At 60.3% G+C, this 22,853-nt stretch carries 19 protein-coding genes, 1 pseudogene and 1 other annotated feature; of the genes and pseudogenes, 12 read left to right on the top strand and 8 right to left on the bottom strand.

What is annotated here, in order from left to right; genetic code table 11:
• Window positions 1–27 precede the first annotated feature (27 nt).
• The gene (locus tag SKA53_RS13170) at window positions 28–2,562 is read left to right on the top strand and encodes a cation:proton antiporter (RefSeq protein WP_007206657.1); all 2,535 of its coding nucleotides are present in this window, start codon (window positions 28–30) and stop codon (window positions 2,560–2,562) included.
• Here the strand turns inward: SKA53_RS13170 and SKA53_RS13165 are convergent.
• The 4 genes and pseudogenes from SKA53_RS13165 to SKA53_RS13150 form a co-directional block, all read right to left on the bottom strand.
• Complete coding sequence (locus SKA53_RS13165) at window positions 2,525–3,895, bottom strand: SLC13 family permease (protein WP_347360064.1); 1,371 nt, start codon at window positions 3,893–3,895, stop codon at window positions 2,525–2,527. The genes SKA53_RS13170 and SKA53_RS13165 overlap by 38 nt on opposite strands.
• A 79-nt stretch (window positions 3,896–3,974) precedes the next feature.
• A pseudogene (locus SKA53_RS15285) lies at window positions 3,975–4,448 on the bottom strand (SLC13 family permease); the annotation flags it as partial.
• A 315-nt stretch (window positions 4,449–4,763) separates the two neighbouring features.
• Window positions 4,764–5,624: a universal stress protein gene (locus SKA53_RS13155; protein WP_007206654.1), complete on the bottom strand. Its 861-nt coding sequence runs from the start codon at window positions 5,622–5,624 to the stop codon at window positions 4,764–4,766.
• A gap of 10 nt (window positions 5,625–5,634) precedes the next feature.
• Window positions 5,635–7,125 carry a SulP family inorganic anion transporter gene (locus tag SKA53_RS13150; protein WP_007206653.1) on the bottom strand — a complete coding sequence of 497 codons (1,491 nt, stop codon included), beginning with the start codon at window positions 7,123–7,125 and terminating at the stop codon, window positions 5,635–5,637.
• 51 nt (window positions 7,126–7,176) lie between these two features.
• Window positions 7,177–7,233: a sequence feature (sul1 is cis-regulatory element that is thought to sense ions involved in sulfur or methionine metabolism; They are found in Alphaproteobacteria), on the bottom strand.
• Window positions 7,234–7,385: 152 nt separating this feature from the next.
• Here SKA53_RS13150 and SKA53_RS13145 point away from each other — a divergent pair.
• The 11 genes from SKA53_RS13145 (at window position 7,386) to SKA53_RS13100 (ending at window position 17,996) form a co-directional block, all read left to right on the top strand.
• Window positions 7,386–8,351, top strand: coding sequence for a 2-hydroxyacid dehydrogenase (locus SKA53_RS13145; RefSeq protein WP_007206652.1), 966 nt, complete (start codon window positions 7,386–7,388; stop codon window positions 8,349–8,351).
• 189 nt (window positions 8,352–8,540) lie between these two features.
• Window positions 8,541–9,689, top strand: a complete 1,149-nt coding sequence (locus SKA53_RS13140) for a TRAP transporter substrate-binding protein (RefSeq protein ID WP_007206651.1) — start codon at window positions 8,541–8,543, stop codon at window positions 9,687–9,689.
• Between the two features lie 76 nt (window positions 9,690–9,765).
• On the top strand, window positions 9,766–10,347 hold the full coding sequence (locus SKA53_RS13135; protein ID WP_007206650.1) for a TRAP transporter small permease subunit: 582 nt from the start codon (window positions 9,766–9,768) through the stop codon (window positions 10,345–10,347).
• Window positions 10,348–10,390: 43 nt separating this feature from the next.
• Complete coding sequence (locus SKA53_RS13130; protein WP_040482984.1) at window positions 10,391–11,812, top strand: TRAP transporter large permease; 1,422 nt, start codon at window positions 10,391–10,393, stop codon at window positions 11,810–11,812.
• Window positions 11,799–13,187, top strand: a complete 1,389-nt coding sequence (locus SKA53_RS13125) for an amidase (RefSeq protein ID WP_007206648.1) — start codon at window positions 11,799–11,801, stop codon at window positions 13,185–13,187. Before SKA53_RS13130 ends, SKA53_RS13125 begins: the two co-directional genes overlap by 14 nt.
• The gene (locus tag SKA53_RS15605; RefSeq protein WP_007206647.1) at window positions 13,180–13,335 is read left to right on the top strand and encodes a hypothetical protein; all 156 of its coding nucleotides are present in this window, start codon (window positions 13,180–13,182) and stop codon (window positions 13,333–13,335) included. Before SKA53_RS13125 ends, SKA53_RS15605 begins: the two co-directional genes overlap by 8 nt.
• Before the next feature lie 155 nt (window positions 13,336–13,490).
• Window positions 13,491–15,308, top strand: a complete 1,818-nt coding sequence (yidC, locus tag SKA53_RS13120; RefSeq protein ID WP_007206646.1) for a membrane protein insertase YidC — start codon at window positions 13,491–13,493, stop codon at window positions 15,306–15,308.
• Window positions 15,309–15,323: 15 nt separating this feature from the next.
• A complete protein-coding gene (gene yihA / locus SKA53_RS13115) occupies window positions 15,324–15,971 on the top strand; it encodes a ribosome biogenesis GTP-binding protein YihA/YsxC (protein WP_007206645.1) in 648 nt (215 codons plus the stop codon).
• 17 nt (window positions 15,972–15,988) lie between these two features.
• Window positions 15,989–16,843, top strand: a complete 855-nt coding sequence (argB, locus tag SKA53_RS13110) for an acetylglutamate kinase (RefSeq protein WP_431607686.1) — start codon at window positions 15,989–15,991, stop codon at window positions 16,841–16,843.
• 2 nt (window positions 16,844–16,845) lie between these two features.
• Entirely contained in the window at window positions 16,846–17,484 is a 639-nt protein-coding gene (locus SKA53_RS13105) for a hypothetical protein (RefSeq protein WP_007206643.1), read from the top strand.
• Entirely contained in the window at window positions 17,481–17,996 is a 516-nt protein-coding gene (locus SKA53_RS13100; protein ID WP_007206642.1) for a SixA phosphatase family protein, read from the top strand. The genes SKA53_RS13105 and SKA53_RS13100 overlap by 4 nt, the downstream gene beginning before the upstream one ends.
• Window positions 17,997–18,036: 40 nt before the next feature.
• On the opposite strand, the gene SKA53_RS13095 is transcribed toward SKA53_RS13100, so the two are convergent.
• The 4 genes from SKA53_RS13095 to SKA53_RS13080 all read right to left on the bottom strand — a co-directional run bounded on the left by SKA53_RS13095 (window position 18,037) and on the right by SKA53_RS13080 (window position 22,699).
• On the bottom strand, window positions 18,037–18,831 hold the full coding sequence (locus tag SKA53_RS13095; protein WP_007206641.1) for an amino acid ABC transporter ATP-binding protein: 795 nt from the start codon (window positions 18,829–18,831) through the stop codon (window positions 18,037–18,039).
• 12 nt (window positions 18,832–18,843) lie between these two features.
• Window positions 18,844–20,337 (bottom strand): amino acid ABC transporter permease, encoded by a 1,494-nt coding sequence (locus tag SKA53_RS13090; RefSeq protein WP_007206640.1) that lies wholly within the window; start codon window positions 20,335–20,337, stop codon window positions 18,844–18,846.
• Between the two features lies 1 nt (window position 20,338).
• The gene (locus tag SKA53_RS13085) at window positions 20,339–21,553 is read right to left on the bottom strand and encodes an amino acid ABC transporter permease (RefSeq protein WP_007206639.1); all 1,215 of its coding nucleotides are present in this window, start codon (window positions 21,551–21,553) and stop codon (window positions 20,339–20,341) included.
• Window positions 21,554–21,679: 126 nt separating this feature from the next.
• A complete protein-coding gene (locus SKA53_RS13080; protein WP_007206638.1) occupies window positions 21,680–22,699 on the bottom strand; it encodes an amino acid ABC transporter substrate-binding protein in 1,020 nt (339 codons plus the stop codon).
• Window positions 22,700–22,853: the final 154 nt, after the last annotated feature.

The following is a 22,853-nucleotide window of genomic DNA, read 5'->3' as shown; positions in this document are numbered from 1 at the left end:
TCCTGATCTGTGTGATATTTCAAGATCATGGACATCATTCTCATCACAACGGTGATCGCATCCCTGTTCCTGCTGATCGGCGTGGCAGAGCCGCTGGCCGACCGGCTGCGCGTGCCGTTCACGGTGATCCTTGCCTTGCTGGGCGTCGCCATCGCCAGCGCTGCGCTGTTTTTCCTGCGCACCGACCTGACCAATGCGCTGAACCCGTTGGCCGAGGCGATCCTTGGCCTGCCGATCCGGTCCAACGTGTTCCTGTATGTCTTTTTGCCGACCCTGCTGTTTCAGGCGACATTGGGCATGAACCTGCGGCGGATGCTGGATGATTGGGTGCCGATCCTTGTGCTGGCGGTGGTGGCGGTGGTTGTGGCCACGGTCACGGTCGGCTTTGCGCTGTCCATGGTCAGCGCCCTGCCGCTGGCGGCCTGCCTTTTGGTCGGGGCTATTGTATCAACAACCGATCCGTCGGCGGTGGTATCGAATTTCCGGTCGATTTCCGCGCCACAGCGCCTGAGCCGCATCATCGAAGGCGAAAGCCTGCTGAACGATGCCGCCGCCATCGCGCTGTTCGGATTGTTCATGGGCTTTGTCATGCTGGGTGTCCCCGACCCCAACCTGGGCGAAGCACTTGCGCGGTTTCCGGTGCTGATCTTCGGCGGTGCGCTGGCGGGCTGGTTCGTGGCAAGAATAGCTGTCTGGCTGATGGCGCTGTTTGCACGGTTCGAACTGGCGCAAATCTCGGTATCCGTCGCACTGCCCTATCTGGCCTATATCGGTGCGGAACAGATGATCGGTGCATCAGGCGTGATCGCGGTCGTGACAGCGGGACTGACACTGAACCTGACCGGCCCCAGCCGCCTGGCGCCGCAATCATGGACCAATCTGCGCGAGGTCTGGGGATTGCTCGCGCATTGGGCGGGGGCGCTGATCTTTGTGCTGGCCGCCCTGTTCATCCCGCGTCTGCTAGAAGAAGCGCGCCCCAGCGATTTTGCCTTGATCGCCGTCGTCATCGTGGCGGCCATCGCCGCGCGCGTCGTGATCCTGTTCGGGTTGTTGCCACTGCTGACACTGCTGCGGGCCTCGCCGCCCGTCGACCGGCCTTACCGCGTTGCGATCCTGTGGGGCGGGTTGCGCGGGGCGGTGACGCTCGCATTGGCGCTGGCCGTCACCGAAAGCACGCGTGTCCCGCTCGAGGTCAAGCGCGTGGTCGGCATCCTTGCCACGGGCTTCACGCTGTTCACGCTGATCGTCCAAGGGTCGAGCCTGCGCTGGGTCATCGCCCAACTGGGCCTTGACCGGCTGTCGCCCATCGACGACGCGCTGTCGCGGCAGGTGGTGGCCGTTGCATTGCAGACCGTGCGCGAAGATGTGGCGCGCACGACCGAAAACTACGAACTCTCGCGCGAGATTGTCCGCTCCGAGGCAAAGCGTTTCGGCGAACGGCTGGATGATGCTGTCAAACAAGCCGAAGAAAGCGCCGATCTGCTGGACCGTGACCGGATCACACTGGGGCTGATCGCGCTGGCGGGACACGAACGCGACACGATTCTTGACCGTGTGCGCGACAGGACAATTTCGGCGAGGATGGCCGAACAGGTGCTGGCCGATGCCGAACGTCTGATCGAAGGCGCGCGGTCCGGCGGGCGTAGCGGCTATCAGCGCGCCGCAAAACGCTCGGTCACCTATGGGCGCGCATTCCGCGCGGCGGTGGTTCTGCACAACCGGCTGAAACTGTCGATACCACTGGCGCGGATGACGGCGGACAGGTTCGAATTCCTGCTGTCGCAACGGCTGATCCTGCGCGATCTGGACGTGTTTATCGACGGGCGTATCCGCCGCATTCACGGCCGCCGCGTGGCGGATTTGTTGCAGGAACTGCTGGCCCGCCGGATCGACCTGGTGGAAACCGCGCTGGAAGGGCTGCGCCTGCAATATCCTGGCTATGCCGAAGAACTGGAACGCCGGTTCATCCGGCGCACGGTGCTGCGGCTGGAAGAACGCGAATATGCCGCGATGCGCGACGACGGGCTGATCGGGGCCGAGGTTTATACCACGCTGGCACAGGATCTGGCGCAGCGCAGGGCGGCAGCGGAAACGCGCCCGCCGCTGGATATCGCACCGCAAAGGTCCGATCTGGTCCGGCAACTGCCGCTTTTTGCCGATCTGGATGACGCTACGCTGAAACAACTGGGCCGCGCGTTCCAGACGATCTATGCCAATGCCGACGATATCCTGATCCGCAAGGACAACGCCGCCAAACGGGTGTTCTTTATCGCCACGGGTGCGGTGGAATTGCAGGTCGCGGGCCAGACATGGCGGCTTGGGCCGGGCGAGATGTTCGGCCAGATGGCGATCTTGATGCAAAAACCGCGCCGCGCCCTCGTGCGCGCGATTGCGCCATCCACCCTGCTGGTGCTGGACGAGGACCGGTTCCGCCGCTTGCTCAAGCGCAGCGACACGTTGCAGCAGGCTGTGCGCGCCAGCGCCGAAAAGCGCGGGATCGCGCCTGAACGGCTGCTGGCGGACATCACAGCGGCCACACCACCAGCAATAGCGGAAGACTGACCGCCACCACCACCAATTCAAGCGGCAGGCCAAGACGCCAGTAATCGCCGAAACCGAACCCACCCGGGCCAAGGATCAGCGTGTTGTTCTGGTGCCCGATGGGGGTCAGAAACGCGCAGGACGCGCCAATCGCCACTGCCATCAGGAAACTGTCGGGGTTCACGCCCAAGGTCGCCGCGATCCCGATGGCAATCGGGCAAAGGACAGCCGCTGTCGCGGCGTTATTCATCACATCGGACAGGAACATCGTGGTGATCAACACGACTGTCAAGGCCGCGACGGCATTGCCCTGTGCAACCGTACCGACCAGAAACTGCGCCAGCACATCGGCAGCCCCCGTCGATTGCAGCGCCCCCGCCACCGGGATCAGCGCCCCCAAAAGCACGATCACCGGCCAGTCGATCGCGGTATAAATGCTGCGTGGCGGCACCGTGCGAAAGACCATCGTCGCCACCACCCCCAGCGTGAACGCCGCCGCCGCAGGCAACAGCCCAAAGCTGACAATTGCGACCGATGCCAGCATGATTGCCCCCGCGATCAGCGCCATACGCTTATCAGGGATGCGCAGATCGCGTGCGCCCAACGGCACACATCCGGTCTCATTGGCGAAATCCGACAGCGCCTCGGCCGGACCCTGCATCATCAGCAGATCACCGGACTTCAGCTTGAGCATGCGTAGCCGCGCGCGCGGCGGATGCCCTGCCCGCGCCACGGCCAACAGGTTCAAGCCGTAGCGCGTGCGCAGCCGCAGATCCCGCGCCGACCGCCCGACGATACTGGACGCCGGCAGCACGGCCAGTTCACGCAGAACGACATCGCCGTCGCGCTTGGACTTGCCGCTATCGTCCTCGGGCTTGTCCGGTTTATCTGCTTGGGGCGCAGAAGACTTTTGTTCTTCCAGCGTAATACCGAACACCGACAAAGTTTCCGCCAGCGCCTCGACATCGGCTTCCATGACCAGAATATCGCCGGCATGAATGCGCCGTCTGCCATGCGGCGCGGTGATCCGCACATCATTGCGGACCATGCCGATGACCTGCGCGTCACTATCGGCGATCTCGCTTTCAAAGGCGCGCAGGGTCAGGCCGACCGCCTTGCTGTCGTCGGGTACGCGGACCTCGGTCATATAGGCACCTGTCGCAAAATCGCCGTCTGCCACCGCCTTGCGCCGTGGCACCAGCCGCCAGCCGATCACGATGATGAAGATCACACCGCACAGGGCGACAGCCACACCCACGGGCGCAAAGTCGAACATGGCAAACTGGCCCAGCCCCGCCTGCGCGCGGAAACCCGACACGATCAGGTTGGGCGGCGTGCCGATCAGCGTGGTCATGCCGCCAAGGATCGTCGCAGATGATGAAGATCACACCGCACAGGGCGACAGCCACACCCACGGGCGCAAAGTCGAACATGGCAAACTGGCCCAGCCCCGCCTGCGCGCGGAAACCCGACACGATCAGGTTGGGCGGCGTGCCGATCAGCGTGGTCATGCCGCCAAGGATCGTCGCAAAGGCCAGCGGCATCAGCACCTGCCCCGGCGTCATATCCAACCTGCCGGACACTTGCACCGCCACGGGCATCAGCAGCGCCATCGCGCCTACGTTGTTCATAAACCCCGACAGCAGCGCCCCCAGCCCCATCAGCGCCGCAAGGCTGGCGGTGCGCCCCGCCGCGCGCGGCAGGATCGTGCGCGCCAGCCAATCGACTGCACCGGTGGTTTGCAGACCTTGACTGAGGATCAGCACGCAGGCGACGGTGATCACCGCCGGATGCGCGAAACCGGCAAAGGCGGCATCAGCCGGGACCAGCCCCGCGATGACGCAGGCCATCAGCGACGCCAGCGCCACGACATCATGCCGGAACTTCCCCCACAAAAACAGCGCCATGGTCGCGACAAGAATCGCGATGATCAGCAATTGTGGTGTGTCCATCGTGGCGACCTTCCTGAATAGGCATAGACAACACAGCCCCTTGGACCGCAGTTACGCCTCTTGGCGCAGCACAAGCAACGGCCGGGTCACGCAGCGCAGCGCGGTCGGCGGGTTTGTCTTGACATGGGCGCGCTGGGGAAGGCCTGCAATGGCCCTGCGGTCATCGCGGTTGCGTCAGATGATCATCTGGTCCTGCGCGGGCCAAAGGCATCATTCCTCAAAAGATCGATGCCTCCGGCGGGGATATTTGGGCTCGGAAGATGTAAAGCGTCAGCGCATCAGCACGACCGGCACCTTGCAGGCCCGGATCATCGCCGTGGTGGTGGACCCGATCACAAGGCTGCGAATCCGGCTGTGCCCATAGGCGCCCATCACCAGCATGTCGTAACCTTGGGTGTCCACCAGATCGGCCAATGCCTTTTCGGGCTGGCCAGGCAGGACGGATGTTGCCGCCTCCAGCCCTGCGGCTTTCAGCATCGCCTTGGCATTGGCAAGGCCTTTTTCCACCTCGGCGGAGGCCGCGCCAACGGTGACGACATGGATGGACAGGCCCTGAAACAGCGGGCTGCGCGCGATGTGATCCACCGCTTTCATCGCGGATGCGCCGCCGTCATAGGCGACCAGCACGCGTGCAATCGGCTTGAAGGCGCGCGATGCGACGAACACGGGGCGTGTGCTGGTGCGCACGATCCGTTCAAGGTTGGACCCCAGATGGCCCTTGGCAAAATCCGCATCCTCGCCACGTTTGCCGACGATGATGACACGGGCATCGCCTTCAACTTCGGCCACCGCCTCGACGACGTCGCCATGGCGCAGGCGGGTGTTGATGCCGGTCACGCCATCCTTGTCCAGAATGGCCTGCGCATCATCTAAAATGGCACGGCCACGATGGCTCATCAGTTTGGAGCGTTGCGCGTCGAGTTCGGCCAGTTCCTGCAACAGCGCCGTGCGCGCGCCCAGCGCAATCGCGCCGGAATGGTCACGCTTGCCCGATGTGTCGCGCGGGCCTAACACATGGATCAGATCCACCGCAGCCCCCGTACGCTCGGCGATCCAGGCGGCATGGTGGCAGACGCTTTCGGAATAAATCGACCCGTCGATGAAGGCCACGATCTTTTGTGTCGGTGTCATATCCGTCTCCTTAATGCGCCATCAACTTGTCCATGGCGCCCGGCTTGTCATGGATGGCAAGCTTGTCCACGATGGTTTCTGACGCTGTGTTCATCCCGACGATGTCCACCTCGGCCCCATCGCGGCGGAATTTCAGCACCGCCATGTCCAGCGCCTGCACGGAACTGATGTCCCAGATATGCGCGCCGCTGACGTCGATGATGACCCTGTCCAGCGCCTCTTTGAAATCGAAGGCGTTCATGAAATCCTCGACCGAGCCATAGAACAGCTGGCCTTCGACGACATAGGTCCGTTCGCGCCCGTCCGTGGAAATGGTCGTTGTGACCTTGAACAATTGCGCGATCTTGCCGGCAAAGAAGATGCCCGAAAGCAGCACACCCACCAGCACCCCGATGGCAAGGTTGTGGGTATATACCACCGTCACCACCGTGGCGATCATCACGATCGAGGATGATCGCGGATGCGTCCGCAGCGATTTGATCGAGGACCACGAAAACGTGCCGATGCTGACCATGATCATGATCGCCACCAAGGCGGGCATCGGGATCTGGCTGACCAGATCGTCCAGAAACACCACGAGGATGAGCAGGACCACACCCGCCGTGAAGCAGGACAACCGTCCGCGCCCGCCGGATTTGACGTTGATGATCGACTGGCCGATCATCGCGCAACCCGCCATGCCGCCAATGAAACCCGTTGCAGTGTTGGCGATGCCTTGGCCAATACATTCCTGATTACGGTTGGATTTCGTGTCTGTCAGATCATCGACGATGTTTTGTGTCATCAGGCTTTCCAGCAGGCCCACGATAGCAACCGCGATGGAATAGGGCAGGATGATCATCAGCGTCTCGAATGTCAGCGGGATTTGCGGGATCAGGAACACCGGCAGCGTATCGGGCAATGCGCCCATATCGCCCACGGTGCGCACATCCCAGCCAAAGACCATGACCAGCGCTGTCAGCACCACGATGGTGACCAGCGGTGACGGGATCGCCTTGGTCAAAAGCGGAAACAGATAGATGATCGCAAGCCCTGCGGCCACCAGCACATAGGTCAGCCATGTTACGACCCCGGGGTCAAGCTCGGGCAATTGCGCCATGAAGATCAAGATCGCCAGCGCGTTCACAAAACCGGTCATCACCGATTTCGACACATAGCGCATGACAAAGCCCAGCCGCAGGATACCCGCGCCGATCTGGATCAGTCCGGCCAGCACAGTTGCGGCCAGCAGATATTCCAGCCCGTAATCGCGCACCAATGTCACCATCAGAACGGCGGTCGCTGCGGTGGCGGCCGAAATCATGCCGGGCCGCCCGCCCGTGATCGCTGTCAGCACCGCGATCGAGAAACTGGCGTAAAGCCCCACCTTGGGGTCAACGCCTGCGATGATGGAAAAGGCGATCGCCTCGGGGATCAGGGCAAGGGCGACGACCAGCCCCGCCAACAGGTCAGCGCGGATATTGCCCGTCCACTGGGTGCGGTACGCATCGAGAGAAATCATGTAAATCTTTCCTGTCCGGCAGCAGCGCGCCGGCAACGTCTGGTTTTGACAGGTTGTCCGGCGGATAGGCGGCCGGAAGAGCCACCCGAGGTCACCCCCAGGTCCATGTTTGCCCGCCGTGATATACACGAAACAACGCGCGGGCCAACCCTCTTGACCAGATAAGGCGCGGCGGGCATTTGCGCGCTCTTGCGTTTGCGGGGTTTCTTTTCCCGTCGGGTTCCGCTCACAATGCGACAAACCTTAGGAAAGATGATGCCATGACCACCAAACCCACCCTGCTGATCCCCCGCAAACTGGCCGATGCCGTGCTGGACCGCGCGCGTGACAGCTATGACGTGATCCTGAACGCGGACGATCATGTCTTGACGCGCGATGAACTGATCGCCGCCTGCCAAAATGTCGACGCCGTCCTGCCCTGCCATTCGGAACATTTCAGCGCGGACGTCATCGCCGCCCTGCCCGACCGGCTGCGGATCATCGCCAACCATTCCGTTGGCGTCGATCATGTCGATCTGCCCGCTGCCAAGGCGCGCGGGATCGTTGTGACGAACACGCCCGATGTGCTGTCGGATGCCACTGCCGAAATTGCCATGCTGTGCATGCTGGGTGCCGCACGGCGCGGGTCCGAGGGCGACCGGATGGTGCGCGAAGGGCGCTGGAATTTCTGGTCGCCGTCTTTCATGGTCGGCAGGCAGGTCACCGGACGCCGGTTTGGCGTGCTGGGCATGGGCCGTGTCGGCCAGATCACGGCAGACCGCGCGCGCGGTTTTGGGATGGAAATCCATTACCACAACCGCAGCCGCCTAAGCCCCGACAAGGAAAAAGGCGCCGTGTTTCATGACACAATCGACAGCCTGCTGGCAGTGTCGGATGTGTTGTCGCTGCATTGTCCGGCCAGTGCCGATACCACCGGCCTGATCAACGCCCGTACATTGGCGCTGCTGCCGGAACGGGCGATTCTGGTGAATACCGCACGCGGCGCGCTGGTGGACGAAGATGCGCTCGTCGCGGCGCTGACAAGCGGGCGGTTGTTCGCGGCGGGACTTGATGTGTTTCGCACCGAACCGGGCGGCAACACCGCGCTGGCGCAGCTGGATAACGTGTTTATGTTGCCGCATATCGGCTCTGCCACATTCGAGACGCGCGATGCGATGGGATTCCGTGCGCTCGACAACCTTGATTCATTTTTTGCCGGGGCGGCACCGCTTGACCGTCTGGTGTGATCATCATGACAGTCGCGTGTGATCAGCCGCACCGCCGAACGCCCCTGAGTTGTATAAAATCTTAATTTTCTGACGTGTTAGCGCAAACGCATGGCCAAAGGGCGCTTCGACACTTGCTTTTCGAAAATTGGTGATTAAACCTGACCACCTCGATGTCTTTAGGCAGCGAAACATATCTGGGAGGATACAATGACAGAGAAAACGGCTCCGAAGACCACGAGTGCGCTGTCGCGCCGGTCATTCTTGAGTAAAGGTGCCTTGGGTGGAACAGTCGCCGCCGGTGCAGCGCTGAGCGCGCCCGCCGTTCTGGCACAAGCGCCGCTGGTGGTACGGATGCAGACATCCTGGCCCGCATCGGACATCTGGATGGATTTTGCGCAGCAATATATTGATCGTGTAGAGGCGATGTCCGGTGGACGTCTGTCGATCGATCTGCTGCCAGCTGGTGCCGTCGTCGGCGCATTCCAGGTGATGGACGCGGTCAATGATGGCGTGATCGACATGGCGCACACCGTGCCTGTGTACTGGTACGGAAAATCCAAGTCCGCTTCGTTCTTTGGCACCGGTCCTGTCTTCGGCGGTTCCGCTAACACCATGCTGGGCTGGTTCTATCAGGGCGGCGGTGCCGAACTGTACCGCGAACTGACACAGGACATCCTGGGCCTGAACGTTGTTGGCTTCATGGGCTTCCCAATGCCAGCGCAGCCATTTGGCTGGTTCAAGCAAGAAGTGAACACCGCTGCTGATCTGCAAGGCTTCAAGTACCGGACCGTTGGTCTGGCTGCCGACCTGCTGCAGTCGATGGGCATGTCCGTGGCGCAGCTTCCTGGTGGCGAAATCGTCCCCGCGATGGAACGTGGCGTTATCGACGCGTTCGAGTTCAACAACCCATCGTCTGACTTGCGTTTCGGCGCGCCTGACGTGGCAAAGAACTATTACCTGTCGTCCTATCACCAGGCGTCGGAAAGCTTTGAATTCATCATCAACCAGGACTTCTATACCGACCTGGACGACGATCTTCAGGCAATCCTGCGTTACGGCGTAGAGGCCGCTTCGACAGCGAACACAGCATTGGCGATGGACCAGTATTCCAACGACCTGCTGCGCATCCGCGACGAGCTGGGTGTGACCGTTCACCGGACATCGAAAGACATTCTGCAGGCGCAGCTTAACGCCTGGGACGGTCTGATCACCGAGCTGGAACAGGACGATTTCTCCAAGCGGGTTATGGACAGCCAGCGCGCATGGGTCGACAAGGTCGCCTATTACGAGCTGATGAACGCACCCGATCTGGCGCTTGCCTACGAGCATTACTTCCCCGGCAAGCTCGCAATCTGATCCTACGGGTCACAACCACGATAGAACCGGGGGTGCGATGCGCCCCCGGTTTGTCACGACATGAAGGGGAATAATCATGATCCGCTATATTGAATTTGCCGACAAGCTGTCGGGTTACTTCGGCAAGGCTTTTGCCTGGCTTATCATCATGATGACCTTCGGCATGAGCTTTGAAGTGTTCATGCGATACTTCCTGAACAAGCCGACACCATGGGCGCTTGATGTATCATTCATCATGTATGGGACGCTGTTCATGATGGGCGGGGCCTATACCCTGTCGCGCGGCGGCCATGTCCGCGGCGATTTCATCTATCGGCTCTGGAAAGTGCAGACGCAAGCCAAGGTCGATCTTGTGCTTTACGTCCTTTTCTTCTTTCCCGGCGTTCTGGCGCTGATCTTCGCAGGCTGGAAATATGCCGCGCGGTCATGGAGCTATGCCGAGGTCAGCATCAACAGCCCTGCGGGCGTGCCGATCTATCAATTCAAGACCATCATCGTCGTCGCAGGCATCCTGCTTTTGTTTCAGGGTCTGGCACAAGTGTTTCGCTGTATTCTTTGCATCCGCGAAGGATACTGGCGCCGCGCCGCCGAGGACGTCATGGAAACAGAAGATCTGTTGATCAAACAAGCCGCTGAAAAAGCGGCGCAAGGCCAGTGAGTGCGCTCAGGGCGCCAGGTCCCCATTTTACGGAGTATAGCAAGTGACTGATCCGCAAGTTGCCCTGATGATGCTTGGCATCTTCATTGTCCTCGTCTTTCTTGGTTTTCCAATCGCATTCACGCTGATGGCGATGGGAATCGGGTTTGGCTATTATGCCTATTACGAACCAGATCGGATGTGGCGCACCTTTAACCGCCTGGCCGAGGATACGGATGGATGGACATCCTTTACCGCCTGGATCGAGGGGTTTTACAACAACAGGATCTTCGATCTGTTCGTGAACCAGACCTACACGGTCATGTCGAACGAAGTTCTGACCGCCGTGCCGCTGTTTTTGTTCATGGGCTATGTCGTCGAACGCGCCAACATCGTTGACCGGCTGTTCACGACGCTGAACATCGCGGCCAAGGGCATGCCCGGCTCGATGGGTGTTGCAGCCCTTGTGACCTGCGCCTTGTTCGCCACATCGACCGGCATCGTGGGTGCGGTCGTGACGTTGATGGGCCTGCTGGCGCTGCCAGCCATGCTCAAGGCACGCTATGACACCAGCTTTGCGTCTGGCATTATCTGCGCAGGCGGCACGTTGGGCATCCTGATCCCGCCGTCGATCATGCTGATCGTCTATGCGGCGGCGTCCGGCGTGTCGATCGTCCGGCTTTATGCCGCAGCGCTTTACCCCAGCCTTGTTCTGGTCGGACTTTACCTGACCTATATCATCGGCCGGTCGATCCTGCAGCCAAGCGTGGCCCCCAGACCGACCAAGGAAGAAGTGCCTGACGTCCCGTTTGGCGAGCTTGCCTGGATGCTGATGACATCGATCTTTCCGCTGGCGTTCCTGATCCTTGCCGTGTTGGGGTCAATCTTGTTCGGTCTGGCCACCCCGACCGAGGCCGCGTCGATCGGTGCCTTGGGTGGCATGGTGCTGGCGACCGCTTACCGCGCGATGAGCTATCAGAAACTGCGCGAAAGCGTGTATCTGACGGTGCGCACCACGGCGATGGTCTGCTGGTTGTTCGTCGGGTCCTACACATTCTCGTCCGTCTTCTCGTATCTGGGTGGTGAACACCTGATCTCGGAATTCGTGATGGGGTTCGATCTGACACCGTTCCAGTTCCTGATCCTTGCACAGTTGATCATCTTTTTGCTGGGCTGGCCGTTGGAATGGTCGGAAATCATCATCATCTTCGTGCCGATCTTCCTGCCGCTTTTGCCGCTGTTCGGGGTTGATCCGCTGTTCTTTGGCATCCTTGTGGCGCTGAACCTGCAGACATCGTTCCTGACCCCGCCGATGGCGATGTCGGCCTATTATCTCAAGGGGATCGCCCCACCTTCGGTGCAGCTTTCACATATCTTCAAGGGTGTGATGCCCTATCTGGGCATGGTCTTTATCTGCATGTTCTTGATGTATGAGTTCCCTGCGCTGGTCTTCGCGCTGCCGGATGCGATTTATGGCACACGATAACGCCACTCCGGCGCGGCTGGGTGACAGCTTGATCACGCTTGATCCGCTGGACATGCGCGACAGGCTGGCATCGGGCGCCATGCGTGCGGCTGATCTGGCGGCAGCCTGTATCGAGCAGGTCAAGCGACGCGAAGCAGATGTGCAGGCTTGGGCCTGGCTGGATGAACAGCATGTGATGACGCAGGCAGGGCGGCTTGATGCCCAGCGCAAGACGGGCCGTCCGGTCGGCCCGTTGCACGGCCTGCCAGTGGCGTTGAAAGACATCATCGATACCAACGGCATACCGACCGAAAACGGCACGATCATCGACAAAGGCCGTGTTCCGACCGAAGACGCTGTGATCGTGCGCAAGCTCAAGGCGGCGGGTGCTTATGTGATGGGCAAGACGGTCACGACCGAGCTGGCCTATGTCGCACCGGGAAAGACCCGCAATCCAGTTAACCCCGACCACACGCCCGGCGGATCGTCGCAGGGCTCTGCGGCGGCGGTCGGTGCGGCCATGGTGCCGCTTGCCATCGGCACACAAACGGGTGGATCGGTCATCCGACCCGCTGCTTATTGCGGTGTCGTGGGCTTTAAACCCAGCTTTGGGATGATCCCGCGCACAGGTATCTTGTCGCAATCGCCATCGCTCGACACTGTCGGGGTCTTTGCGACAAGCGTGGCCGGTGTGGCGATGCTGGCCGATGTGCTGTGCGGCGACGATCCCGCTGATCACGCCACCACGCTGTCGGCACCACCGCGCCTGCTTGCCACCGCTTTGTCGGACGTGCCGGTGCGACCGACGCTGGCACTTATGGCCCACATGCCCGGTGACACGGCCCCTTCCGAGGATATGGCGCTCGCCATGCAGGAATTGTCGGATATTCTGGGCGAGGATGTTTTTGCCCTGACCCTGCCAATACTCTTCGACGAAGCGGCCGAGATCCGCGAGCGGATCAATTTTGCCGAAATGGCGAAATGCTATTATGCTTATGAACGACGCGGGCGCCAGCAGCTATCCGATATCACGCTGGCCGCGATCGACGCGGGCAAGACCGTGCTGGCGCGCGACTACCTCGCCGCGCTCGACTGGCCAAAGCTGCTGAACGCGGCGCTGGACGAAATCTTTGCCCGTTGTGACGCGATTATCTGCCCCGCAACACCCACATCTGCCCCTGCAGGGCTGTCATCGACGGGCAGTGCTGTGTATAACGGGCTGTGGACGTTATGCGGCGTACCGGTTGTGACGCTGCCATTGTTCGAGGACTCGACAGGCCTGCCAATGGGTCTGCAGGTGGTGGGCCGCCGGGGCAATGACGCCCGATTACTGCGCACGGCGCGGTGGTTGACAAGTGAACTCAAAAAAACGAGCGGAGTAGTGACCAATGTTTGAGCGCGGCTTGGCGATTTTCGCCTTCATCATGCTTTTCGGCTTCATTGCAATCCTTGTTATCAAGCTGGAAAGGCTGGATATCGCAGTGATCGCCGCGATCACCCTTGCCCTTGCGGGCTGGGATGTGCTGGGTCGCAAGAAAAGCTGAAACATCGGCACGGCGGATCCGTCCGGCCGATGCTTGTGCAAACTTGCGTGTTCTGTTGCCCCAAAGGGCTGCCTTTTCCTGAAAACCGCTTGACCTTTGTCGCCCCGACAGGTTGAACGGCGCTGATAATTGATGTGGGAAACAGGTGTTTTCAGATGAACGAGCAGAACCGTAACCTCATCCTTGCGACGCTTCTCAGCTTTGCGGTGATCATGACGTGGACGCTGCTGTTCCCGCCCGAAGAGATTGCTGTCGATCCTGCGGCTCAGGTTGCAACCCAATCCGTTGATCCGACCGTGCCGCTGGCCGATCCGGTAACACCCGACGCCACTTCGCCCGCCATTGTCGAACAGACAGCACCCGACGTGGCGCGCATCGCGATCGAGACACCCGAACTGACCGGATCGATTTCCATGCTGGGCGGCCGGATCGACGATCTGGCGCTGACCGATTACCGTGAAACGCTGGATGAGGACGCGCCAATCGTGCGCCTGTTGCGCCCTGTCGGCGAACTTGACGCCTATTTCGCGGCGTTCGGCTGGACAGCGACCGACGGCATCGACCCCGCCGCAGTCCCCGGCCCCGACACGATTTGGTCCGTCGAAACCGGCGAGACACTGACGCCATCCACCCCGGTGACCCTGGTCTGGGACAATGGCGCAGGCCAGATTTTCCGCACCGAAATTTCGGTCGATGACCTATTCATGTTCAGCTTTGCGCAAAGCATCCAGAACGTCGGCACCGAGACCGTCAGCGCGCGGCCCTACGGGCTTGTGCGCCGGCATGGCGAGCCGTCTGACGCGAAACGGTTCTTCATCCTGCACGAAGGTCTGGTGCGGATGTCCGACGGCGAGCTGGAAGAAACCAGCTATAGCAACATCACCGATCACACATTCGACGAACGCGAACGGACGCTGGCTGACCGGATCGATGTGCAACAATCCGGATGGATTGGCTATACCGACCATTTCTGGATGACCACGCTGATCCCTGCAACAGGCACGCCGTTCCGGTCCACATCCAAATATTTCGAAGCGCGCGATCTGTATCAGGTCGAGGCCGTGATGCCCCCCAGCGTGGTTCCCGCAGGTGAGACCGCCACCGTCACCATACGCTTGTTCGCAGGCGCAAAGGAATGGGAGGCGATCACCCATTATGAAAACGAAACTGGCGTGGATCGCTTTATCGACAGCATCGATTGGGGATGGTTCTTTTTCCTGACCAAACCGATTTTCTGGCTGCTTCATAACCTGAACATCATCATCGGCAACATGGGCTGGTCCATTCTGGCGCTGACGCTCATCCTCAAGGCACTGGTGCTGCCGCTGGCCTACAAGTCCTACGTTTCGATGGCGCGGATGAAAGAACTGCAGCCCGAAATGGAAAAGCTGAAGGAACGTGCCGGCGATGACCGGCAGGCCATGCAGCAAGGCATGATGAAGCTTTACAAGGAAAACACGGTCAATCCGGCGGCGGGTTGTCTGCCGATCCTGTTGCAGATCCCGATCTTCTTTTCGCTGTACAAGGTGATCTTTGTGACCATCGAATTGCGGCATGCGCCATGGATCGGCTGGATCGACGACCTCAGCGCGCCTGACCCATCGTCGCTTATTAACCTTTTCGGCTTGCTGCCCTACGCGGCACCCGATCCGGGATCAATCCTGTCGCTGATCTTTATCGGTCTGCTGCCGATCCTGCTGGGCATTTCGATGTGGATGCAACAGAAACTGAACCCAGCCCCAACCGACCCGACGCAGCAGATGATTTTTGCCTGGATGCCATGGGTCTTCATGTTCATGCTGGGCGGCTTTGCATCCGGTCTGGTGCTGTACTGGATTGCCAACAACTGCATCACGTTCGTGCAGCAATATGCGATCATGCGCAGCCACGGGGCAAAACCCGATGTGTTCGGCAATATCAAATCCGGGCTGAAACGCAAAAAGCCGGATGCGGACAGCAAGCCTGACAAATAGGATCAATGAACCGATATGGAACTGCGCTTTCCCGAAGCTGCCACGCCTGACGATGCCAGCATCGAGGTTGGGCGCATGCTGTTCGCGGGCGAAACCACCTTTGTCAAAGGTGTCGTCGCCATGGACGGCCTGCCGCCCGCCGACCGGATCGAGGTGTGTTTTGCAGGCCGGTCCAACGTGGGCAAATCCTCGCTCATCAATGCGCTGACTGGCCGCAAGGGATTGGCGCGCGCGTCCAACACCCCCGGGCGCACACAGGAAATCAACTTTTTCACCGCGGGCGACATCTATGTCGTCGATTTGCCGGGCTATGGTTTTGCCAATGCGCCTGTCGCAGTAGTCGAAAAATGGCAGCGGCTTTTGAAACAATACCTGCAAGGCCGCCAGACCCTGCGCCGCGTTTTCGTGCTGATCGACGCGCGCCATGGCGCCAAGGCCGTGGACGAAGAAATCATGTCGCTGCTTGACGCCTCTGCGGTGACCTTCCAAGTCGTGATGACCAAGGTTGATAAACTGCGTGGCGATGCCTTGGCAGAATCATTGGCCAAGACCCGTGCAGCATTGGTCAAACACCCCGCCGCCTATCCAGAGCTGATCTTGACCTCGGCTGAAAAAGGCGAAGGCATCCCCACATTGCGCGCCATCATCGCCGGGATATCATGAAGAAAAGGACCCCTGACATGAACCGTGACTGGATCGCGACCGCCCGCACCCTGTCCGAGGCCCTGCCCTATCTGCAACGCTATTCCGGCGCTGTCGTTGTGGTGAAATTCGGCGGCAATGCCATGGGCGACGCCGATGCGATGGCCGAATTCGCCCGCGATATCGTGCTGATGAAACAGGTCGGTATGAACCCTGTTGTCGTGCATGGCGGCGGCCCAATGATCAACCAGATGCTGGACAAGCTGGGGATCAAGACCGAATTCGTGCGCGGCCAGCGGGTGACCGACAAGGACACGGTCGAAGTCGTCGAAATGGTGCTGACCGGCCTTGTCAACAAACGCATCGTGCAGGCAATCATGGACGAAGGCGGGCGCGCTGTCGGCCTGTCGGGCAAGGACGACGACCTGATGGTCGCCGAGGCGCTGAACCCCGAACTGGGCTTTGTCGGCCGTCCCGTGGAAATGAACGTGCAGGTGCTGCGCGATCTGAACGCCGCAGGCATCATCCCCGTCGTGGCCCCAGTGGCCACCGGCATGGACATGCTGGAAACCTTCAACGTTAACGGCGACACGGCGGCGGGTGCTATTGCCGGCGCTCTCAAGGCGGACCGGCTGCTGTTGTTGACCGATGTACCCGGCATCAAGGATGCCAGCGGCGAAGTTGTCACACAGCTGACCCCCGATCAGGTCCGCGCGATGATCGCCGATGGCACCATCAGCGGCGGCATGATCCCCAAGGCCGAAACCGCGCTGATGGCGGTGGAACAGGGCGTGCGTGCGGTGGTCATCCTTGACGGGCGCTTGCCGAATGCCAGCCTGCTGGAATTGTTCACCGAACATGGCGCAGGCTCGATCATCCGCGAACCGCGCTGACGATGACGGGCAGCGCGCTTGACGATGCACTCGCCTTGCACGGGCTGCAAGTCGCGGGCGCGTTTCAAATCAGCGCCGATGACGCATTGCCGCGCAAAGATGGATCACTGATCCTGATCAGCCCCGCAGAACCCGCGTTCTGGCCAATCTTCACCGCCACCACCGAATACCACGACGGCCAATCCGACCCGATGGACCGCTGGTCGCGGCGGATCGGTGATGCGCTGGCACAGGATTTCGGCGCGCTGGCGCTTTACCCATTCGGCGGTGCGCCGTTCCTGCCGTTTTATACATGGGCGCTGCGGTCGGGGCGGGCCTGGGCGTCACCTATCGGGTTTCTGGTGCATGACACAGGTGGATTGTTCATCTCCTACCGGATGGCGCTGCTGGTGCCTTGGGTCGCCAGCCCTTCAACCAGCCCACGCCCCTGCGATAGCTGCACAGACCAGCCCTGCGCCAATGCCTGCCCTGTGGGGGCCTTTGCCGGCGGCTATGATGTCACAGCTTGCAAGGACCACTTGCGCAGCCCAGCAGGACAGGATTGCATGACACAAGGCTGCGCCGCACGCCGCACCTGCCCCGTGGGCCAGGGTACACGCCTGCCCACCCATGCCGCCTTTCACATGAGGTCTTTCCTGTGACCCTGACGCTGATCCTGATCCGCCATGCGAAATCCAGCTGGGACGATCCTTTCATGGATGATCACGCAAGGGTGCTGAACGACCGTGGGCGCGCGGCCGCACCTGCCATCGGTGCATGGCTGACCGCACAGGGGCATGTGCCCGATGTCGTGCTATGTTCCGATGCAGCCCGCACGCAGGAAACCGCGGCGCTGATCCGGCCGCATTTGACACCGACACCGGCGCTACAACTGGTGCCTGCGCTTTACCACGCCAGCCCCGACACGATGCTGGACCTGCTGCGCAAGCAGACCGTGCGCAGCGTTGCGATGATCGGGCATAACCCCGGTATCGCCATGCTCGCGGAAGGAATGATCAAGCAGCGCCCCGCGCATCCGCGGTTTGGCGATTATCCGACCTGCGCCACCTGCGTGATCACATTCGACATCGCGGTTTGGGGCAATGCCACCCGCCACAGCGGCAACTGCACCGCCTTCATAACCCCCGGCGACCTGCCCATCTTCAGAGCCTAAATATCCCCGCCGGAGGCTAGAAATTTCTTAATCCGACCCCTCAATGCCCGAGGATCTGGCTCAGGAACAGCTTGGTCCGTTCGGACTTCGGATTGTTGAAGAACTCTTCAGGCTCGTTCTGCTCGACGATCTGCCCCTGGTCCATGAAAATCACACGGTTCGCCACCTGACGGGCAAAACCCATCTCATGGGTCACACACAGCATGGTCATGCCGTCTTCGGCAAGGCTGACCATCGTATCCAGCACTTCCTTGATCATTTCAGGGTCAAGCGCCGAAGTGGGTTCGTCAAACAGCATGATGCGCGGGCGCATGCACAAGGACCGCGCGATGGCGACGCGCTGCTGCTGGCCGCCGGACAACTGACCGGGATATTTCAGCGCCTGTTCGGGGATCTTGACCTTGGTCAGAAAATGCATCGCGATCTCTTCGGCTTCGCGCTTGGGGATCTTGCGGACCCAGATCGGGGCCAACGTGCAGTTTTCCAAAATGGTCAGATGCGGGAACAGGTTGAAATGCTGGAACACCATCCCAACCTCTGACCGGATACGGTCCACGTTCTTGAGGTCGGACGACAGCACCGTGCCATCCACGGTGATCTGACCTTTTTGATGCTCTTCCAACGCGTTGATGCAGCGGATCAACGTCGATTTGCCAGACCCCGAAGGCCCCGCAATGACGATCCGTTCGCCGCGCTGCACCGTCAGGTCGATGTCGCGCAACACATGGAACGTGCCGTACCATTTGTTCATGTTGCGGATTTCAATTGCCACCTCGTCAGAGACATTCGCGGCAAGCCGGGTCGTCCCGACGCTATCCAGTTCAACTTGGGCCATGATCGTCTCTCCTCAGCGGTGGTCAGTCCGGAGACGACGCTCCAGATACATTGAATAACGGGACATGAAGAAGCAGAACATGAAGAACAGCCCCCCCACAAAGATGTACAGTTCCCAGTAGATGCCGTTCCATTCACTGGTGGCGCGGATCGCATTGGTCAGGCCCAGCGGGTCACGCAGACCGATGAACACCACCAGCGTGGTATCCTTGAACAGCCCGATAAAGGTGTTCACGATCCCGGGGATCGATATTTTCAGCGCCTGCGGCAGGATAATCAGCCGCATGGATTTCCAGTAATCCAGGCCCAGTGAATCTGCCGCCTCGTATTGCCCTTTGGGCAAGGCAGCCAGACCGCCGCGCACCACCTCGGCCAGATAGGCAGAGGCAAACAGCGTGACCATGATGATCACCCGCAACAGCAGGTCGAACGTGGTGCCGGGTGGCAGGAAATAGTTCAGCAGCGTCGATGCAGTGAACAGCCACACAATCAACGGCACGCCGCGGATCACCTCGATGAACGACACGCAGACCCATTTGATCAGCGGCATCGACGATTGCCGCCCCAGCGCCAACGCGATGCCCAAAGGCAACGACAGCACGATGCCGGACGTCCCGATGATGATGGCCAGCATGAAGCCGCCGAAATTCTCGGATGCGGTATAGGGCAGACCCCATGGCATCACACCATCCAGCGCACCGCGCAGCTGTGGCAGCAAGGGGAACAGCCCGTCGACGCCAATCGCGCCCAGCGGGTTCATAAAGATGATCGCAAAGACCACAAGCGACACGATCAGCCCGCCCAGACTGCCGACAAAGGCAGATGCATAACGCCCCGCCATGACCGTCGCCAAAAGGCCCAGTGCCACCAGCACCGGCAACCACACCGACCCGCCCCAGAGCAGGAAAAACGCAATGAACGGATAGGCCAGCGAAAAGATCAGCAGACTGCGTGGCAGATTGGAATACAGCACCGGTGCGACGGCAACGACCAGCAAGCCCAGCGCGGCCAGCGGACGCCAATATCCAAAGAAAAAGATCGCCGCATTGCTGACGTCGTCTTTCATCGCGGAAATGAATTCGACTTGCTGGGTCGCGTTGAAACCACCGCCGAACACGACCTCTGCGCCGCCGGCGGCGGCCAGTTCTTCGGCATAGAACAGCCGTGCCAGTACCGGATTATCCGTCGGATAGAAACCGAACAGCATCTGCAACCAGCGTTCGTTGATCACCGCCCAGCATGCTGCGCTTTCCAGCCCGCGCGCATCACGGATTTCACGGCATTCGTTCAACGATCCTGCATCCCAGATCCCGTTGAAGACCCAAGGCAGCGTGCCCGACAGCACCGACCAGACGACATAGATCGCCAGAATCGTCATCAGCGAATTGAACCACCCCGAAAACAGGTTCTCGCGCAGCCATTTCACCGGACCGGCCACACCGGGCGGCGGTGCCTGTTCGGGCAACATGTCGGTGCGGACATAGGCGACTTTTGATGTGCTGGTCATCTCAGCGCTCCTTCAGCTTGACGCCGGAATTGTAGAAATTCATGGCCGATGAAATGATCAGGCTGGTGATCAGATAGAATATCCCCAACAGCAAGATCCCTTCCAATTCGCGTCCGGTCTGGTTGACGGTGATGCCGCCCAAGGTGGACCGCGCGTCCATATACCCCACGGCCAGCGCCAAGGACGAGTTCTTGGTCAGGTTCAGGAACTGTGAAATCAGCGGCGGGATGATCACACGCAGCGCCTGCGGCAGGATGATCAGCTGCATGGTGCGATTTGGCTGCATGCCCAGCGCAAAGGCGGCCTCTGTCTGGCCTTTCGACACGGCCAGAATACCGGACCGCACGATTTCCGCGATAAAGGCGGATGTATAAAGCGACAACGCGAGCCACAGCGCGATGAACGAATTGCGTACTTGCAAGCCGCCCTCAAAATTGAAACCGCCCAATTCAGGATATTCCAGCGTGATGGGACGGCCCACTGCAAAGAACGCCAGCGTCACAGGCACAATCAACATTGCCAGCGACAATCGCAGCACGGGCAGCTGCTGGCCCGTGTCTTCTTGGCGTTTGCGCGCGACATAGCGCAGCACGAAAATTCCGATGATCGACAAAATCAGAAAGGCGACAACGATCCCAGAGCCGTCGGCCCAGATCGGGCGCGGAATGAAGACACCGCGGTTAGTGACCGCGACACTGTCTGCAAACACCATGGCCGCTGTCCCGCCTTCACGGAAATCGCGCGGCTGCGGGGTGGCTTCAGTCATCACGGCGAAAACGATCAGGATCCAGATCAGCAGCGGCGTGTTGCGCATGCATTCGACGTAAAAGGTCATCACACGGGCGACGAGCCAGTTCTTCGACAGGCGCAACACGCCTGCGAAAACGCCAATCACGGTCGCCAGAATACAGCCCAACACTGCCACCAGCAGCGTGTTGAGAATCCCCACCAAGGCGGCGCGCGCATGCGTGTCCTGCGATGTGAAGGGGATGATCTGCTGGTTAATATCATAACCAGCTGTGGACCACAGGAAACTGAAACTGATGTCCTTGCCCAGAACAGCAAGATTGGTGACGGTGTTGTCAACCAGTTGCGCCAGGAACAGCATGATCAGCATGGCTGCGACCACCTGAATGGTCAGCGACCTGTAGCGCGCATCGTAAAGTAACATACTGATGCGGAATGTTTCGCGCGGGTGATCAGAAATGTCTGCCATGCGCAGTCCTCTGTCTGGATACAACAACAGGGGAACAAGAACGATCTTGCCCGCCAAAGGTCAGAATATCGGATGATAGGATGATGAAAGGGGCCCGGCCAAGGCCGGACCCCAAGCAATCAGCGATTAACGGAACGGGCCGCCATACATCAGGCCACCGTCGGTCCACTGCGCGTTCAGACCGCGTGCCAGACCAACAGCGGTGGATTCACCGATGTTCGCTTCAAAGATTTCGCCATAGTTACCAGCAACAGACAGCACCTTCACGGCCCAATCTGCGTCCAGGCCGATCATCGCGCCCAGCTCACCTTCGGTGCCGAGCAGACGGTTGACCTCTGGGTTGTCGGTTGGTGCCGCAGCCAGTTCAGCCACGTTCGCTTTTGTCACGCCGTATTCTTCGGCAGCGACCAGAGCGTGGGTTGTCCAACGAACGATATCACCCCATGCATTGTCACCGTGGCGCACTGCGGGGCCCAGTGGTTCTTTGGAAACGACTTCCGGCAGAATCACGTGGTCACCGGGTGCTTCGAATGTTGCGCGCGTCGCGGCAAGACCCGAAATATCGGTGGTGTAGACGTCACAGGCACCGGCCAGATACTGCTGCTGACCTTCGGCATTGGTGGCAACGGGCACGGGCTCGTAGCTGATACCATTGGCGCGGAAATAGTCGGCCAGGTTCAGTTCGGTCGTGGTACCGGTCTGGATGCAGACGGTGGCACCATCAAGTTCGGCCGCCGAGGACACACCCAGCGCGCGTGGGACCATGAAGCCCTGACCATCGTAATAGTTGATCGCAGGGAAATCGAGCGCAAGATCGGTGTCGCGCGTGAAGGTCCAGGTCGAGTTGCGGACCAGCACATCGACTTCGCCAGCGGCCAGCGCGGTAAAGCGGGTCTGGCTTGTCAGTGGCACGAACTCAACGGCCTGCCCGTCACCCAGCACAGCGGCTGCAATCGCGCGGCACAGCGACACGTCGAAACCTTCCCAGTTGCCGTTCGCATCGGGTGCGGCGAAACCGGCCAGACCTTCGTTCGATCCGCACTTCAAAGAACCACGCGCCTTGACGTCATCCAGCGTTGCTGCCGATGCGATACCGGCGGTCAAGCCAGCGACGGCCAACGCGCCGATAAATACGGTTTTTGTCATTTTTACCTCTTCCTGAGTTTCCGCCGATTCATTCGGCAGCCAGTTTTTAAGCCACCCTTTGCAGGTGACGACTTTTACAAAGGCATAGCCCTTGTCCGAGTTTGCCTAGATTGTCCGATGAAACACCACTCGGTCAAGCGAAACTCGCATCATG

This window comes from Yoonia vestfoldensis SKA53, assembly GCF_000152785.1.
In the GTDB taxonomy this organism is placed as follows: domain Bacteria; phylum Pseudomonadota; class Alphaproteobacteria; order Rhodobacterales; family Rhodobacteraceae; genus Yoonia; species Yoonia vestfoldensis_A.
The sequence above is the reverse complement of the archived record's forward strand: the minus strand, read 5'-3'. Positions and strand labels throughout refer to the sequence as shown.

What these genes read in the sequence shown, in the direction of transcription:
- SKA53_RS15605 (WP_007206647.1), top strand. Translation starts at nt 13,180, where the DNA reads ATGTTTGAGCGCGGCTTGGCGATTTTCGCCTTCATCATGCTTTTCGGC.
- SKA53_RS13155 (WP_007206654.1), bottom strand. Translation starts at nt 5,624, where the DNA reads ATGACACCGACACAAAAGATCGTGGCCTTCATCGACGGGTCGATTTAT.
- SKA53_RS13145 (WP_007206652.1), top strand. Translation starts at nt 7,386, where the DNA reads ATGACCACCAAACCCACCCTGCTGATCCCCCGCAAACTGGCCGATGCC.
- yidC (WP_007206646.1), top strand. Translation starts at nt 13,491, where the DNA reads ATGAACGAGCAGAACCGTAACCTCATCCTTGCGACGCTTCTCAGCTTT.
- SKA53_RS13105 (WP_007206643.1), top strand. Translation starts at nt 16,846, where the DNA reads ATGACGGGCAGCGCGCTTGACGATGCACTCGCCTTGCACGGGCTGCAA.
- SKA53_RS13085 (WP_007206639.1), bottom strand. Translation starts at nt 21,553, where the DNA reads ATGGCAGACATTTCTGATCACCCGCGCGAAACATTCCGCATCAGTATG.
- SKA53_RS13080 (WP_007206638.1), bottom strand. Translation starts at nt 22,699, where the DNA reads ATGACAAAAACCGTATTTATCGGCGCGTTGGCCGTCGCTGGCTTGACC.
- SKA53_RS13135 (WP_007206650.1), top strand. Translation starts at nt 9,766, where the DNA reads ATGATCCGCTATATTGAATTTGCCGACAAGCTGTCGGGTTACTTCGGC.
- SKA53_RS13165 (WP_347360064.1), bottom strand. Translation starts at nt 3,895, where the DNA reads ATGACCACGCTGATCGGCACGCCGCCCAACCTGATCGTGTCGGGTTTC.
- yihA (WP_007206645.1), top strand. Translation starts at nt 15,324, where the DNA reads ATGGAACTGCGCTTTCCCGAAGCTGCCACGCCTGACGATGCCAGCATC.
- argB (WP_431607686.1), top strand. Translation starts at nt 15,989, where the DNA reads ATGAACCGTGACTGGATCGCGACCGCCCGCACCCTGTCCGAGGCCCTG.
- SKA53_RS13150 (WP_007206653.1), bottom strand. Translation starts at nt 7,125, where the DNA reads ATGATTTCTCTCGATGCGTACCGCACCCAGTGGACGGGCAATATCCGC.
- SKA53_RS13125 (WP_007206648.1), top strand. Translation starts at nt 11,799, where the DNA reads ATGGCACACGATAACGCCACTCCGGCGCGGCTGGGTGACAGCTTGATC.
- SKA53_RS13095 (WP_007206641.1), bottom strand. Translation starts at nt 18,831, where the DNA reads ATGGCCCAAGTTGAACTGGATAGCGTCGGGACGACCCGGCTTGCCGCG.
- SKA53_RS13170 (WP_007206657.1), top strand. Translation starts at nt 28, where the DNA reads ATGGACATCATTCTCATCACAACGGTGATCGCATCCCTGTTCCTGCTG.
- SKA53_RS13140 (WP_007206651.1), top strand. Translation starts at nt 8,541, where the DNA reads ATGACAGAGAAAACGGCTCCGAAGACCACGAGTGCGCTGTCGCGCCGG.
- SKA53_RS13090 (WP_007206640.1), bottom strand. Translation starts at nt 20,337, where the DNA reads ATGACCAGCACATCAAAAGTCGCCTATGTCCGCACCGACATGTTGCCC.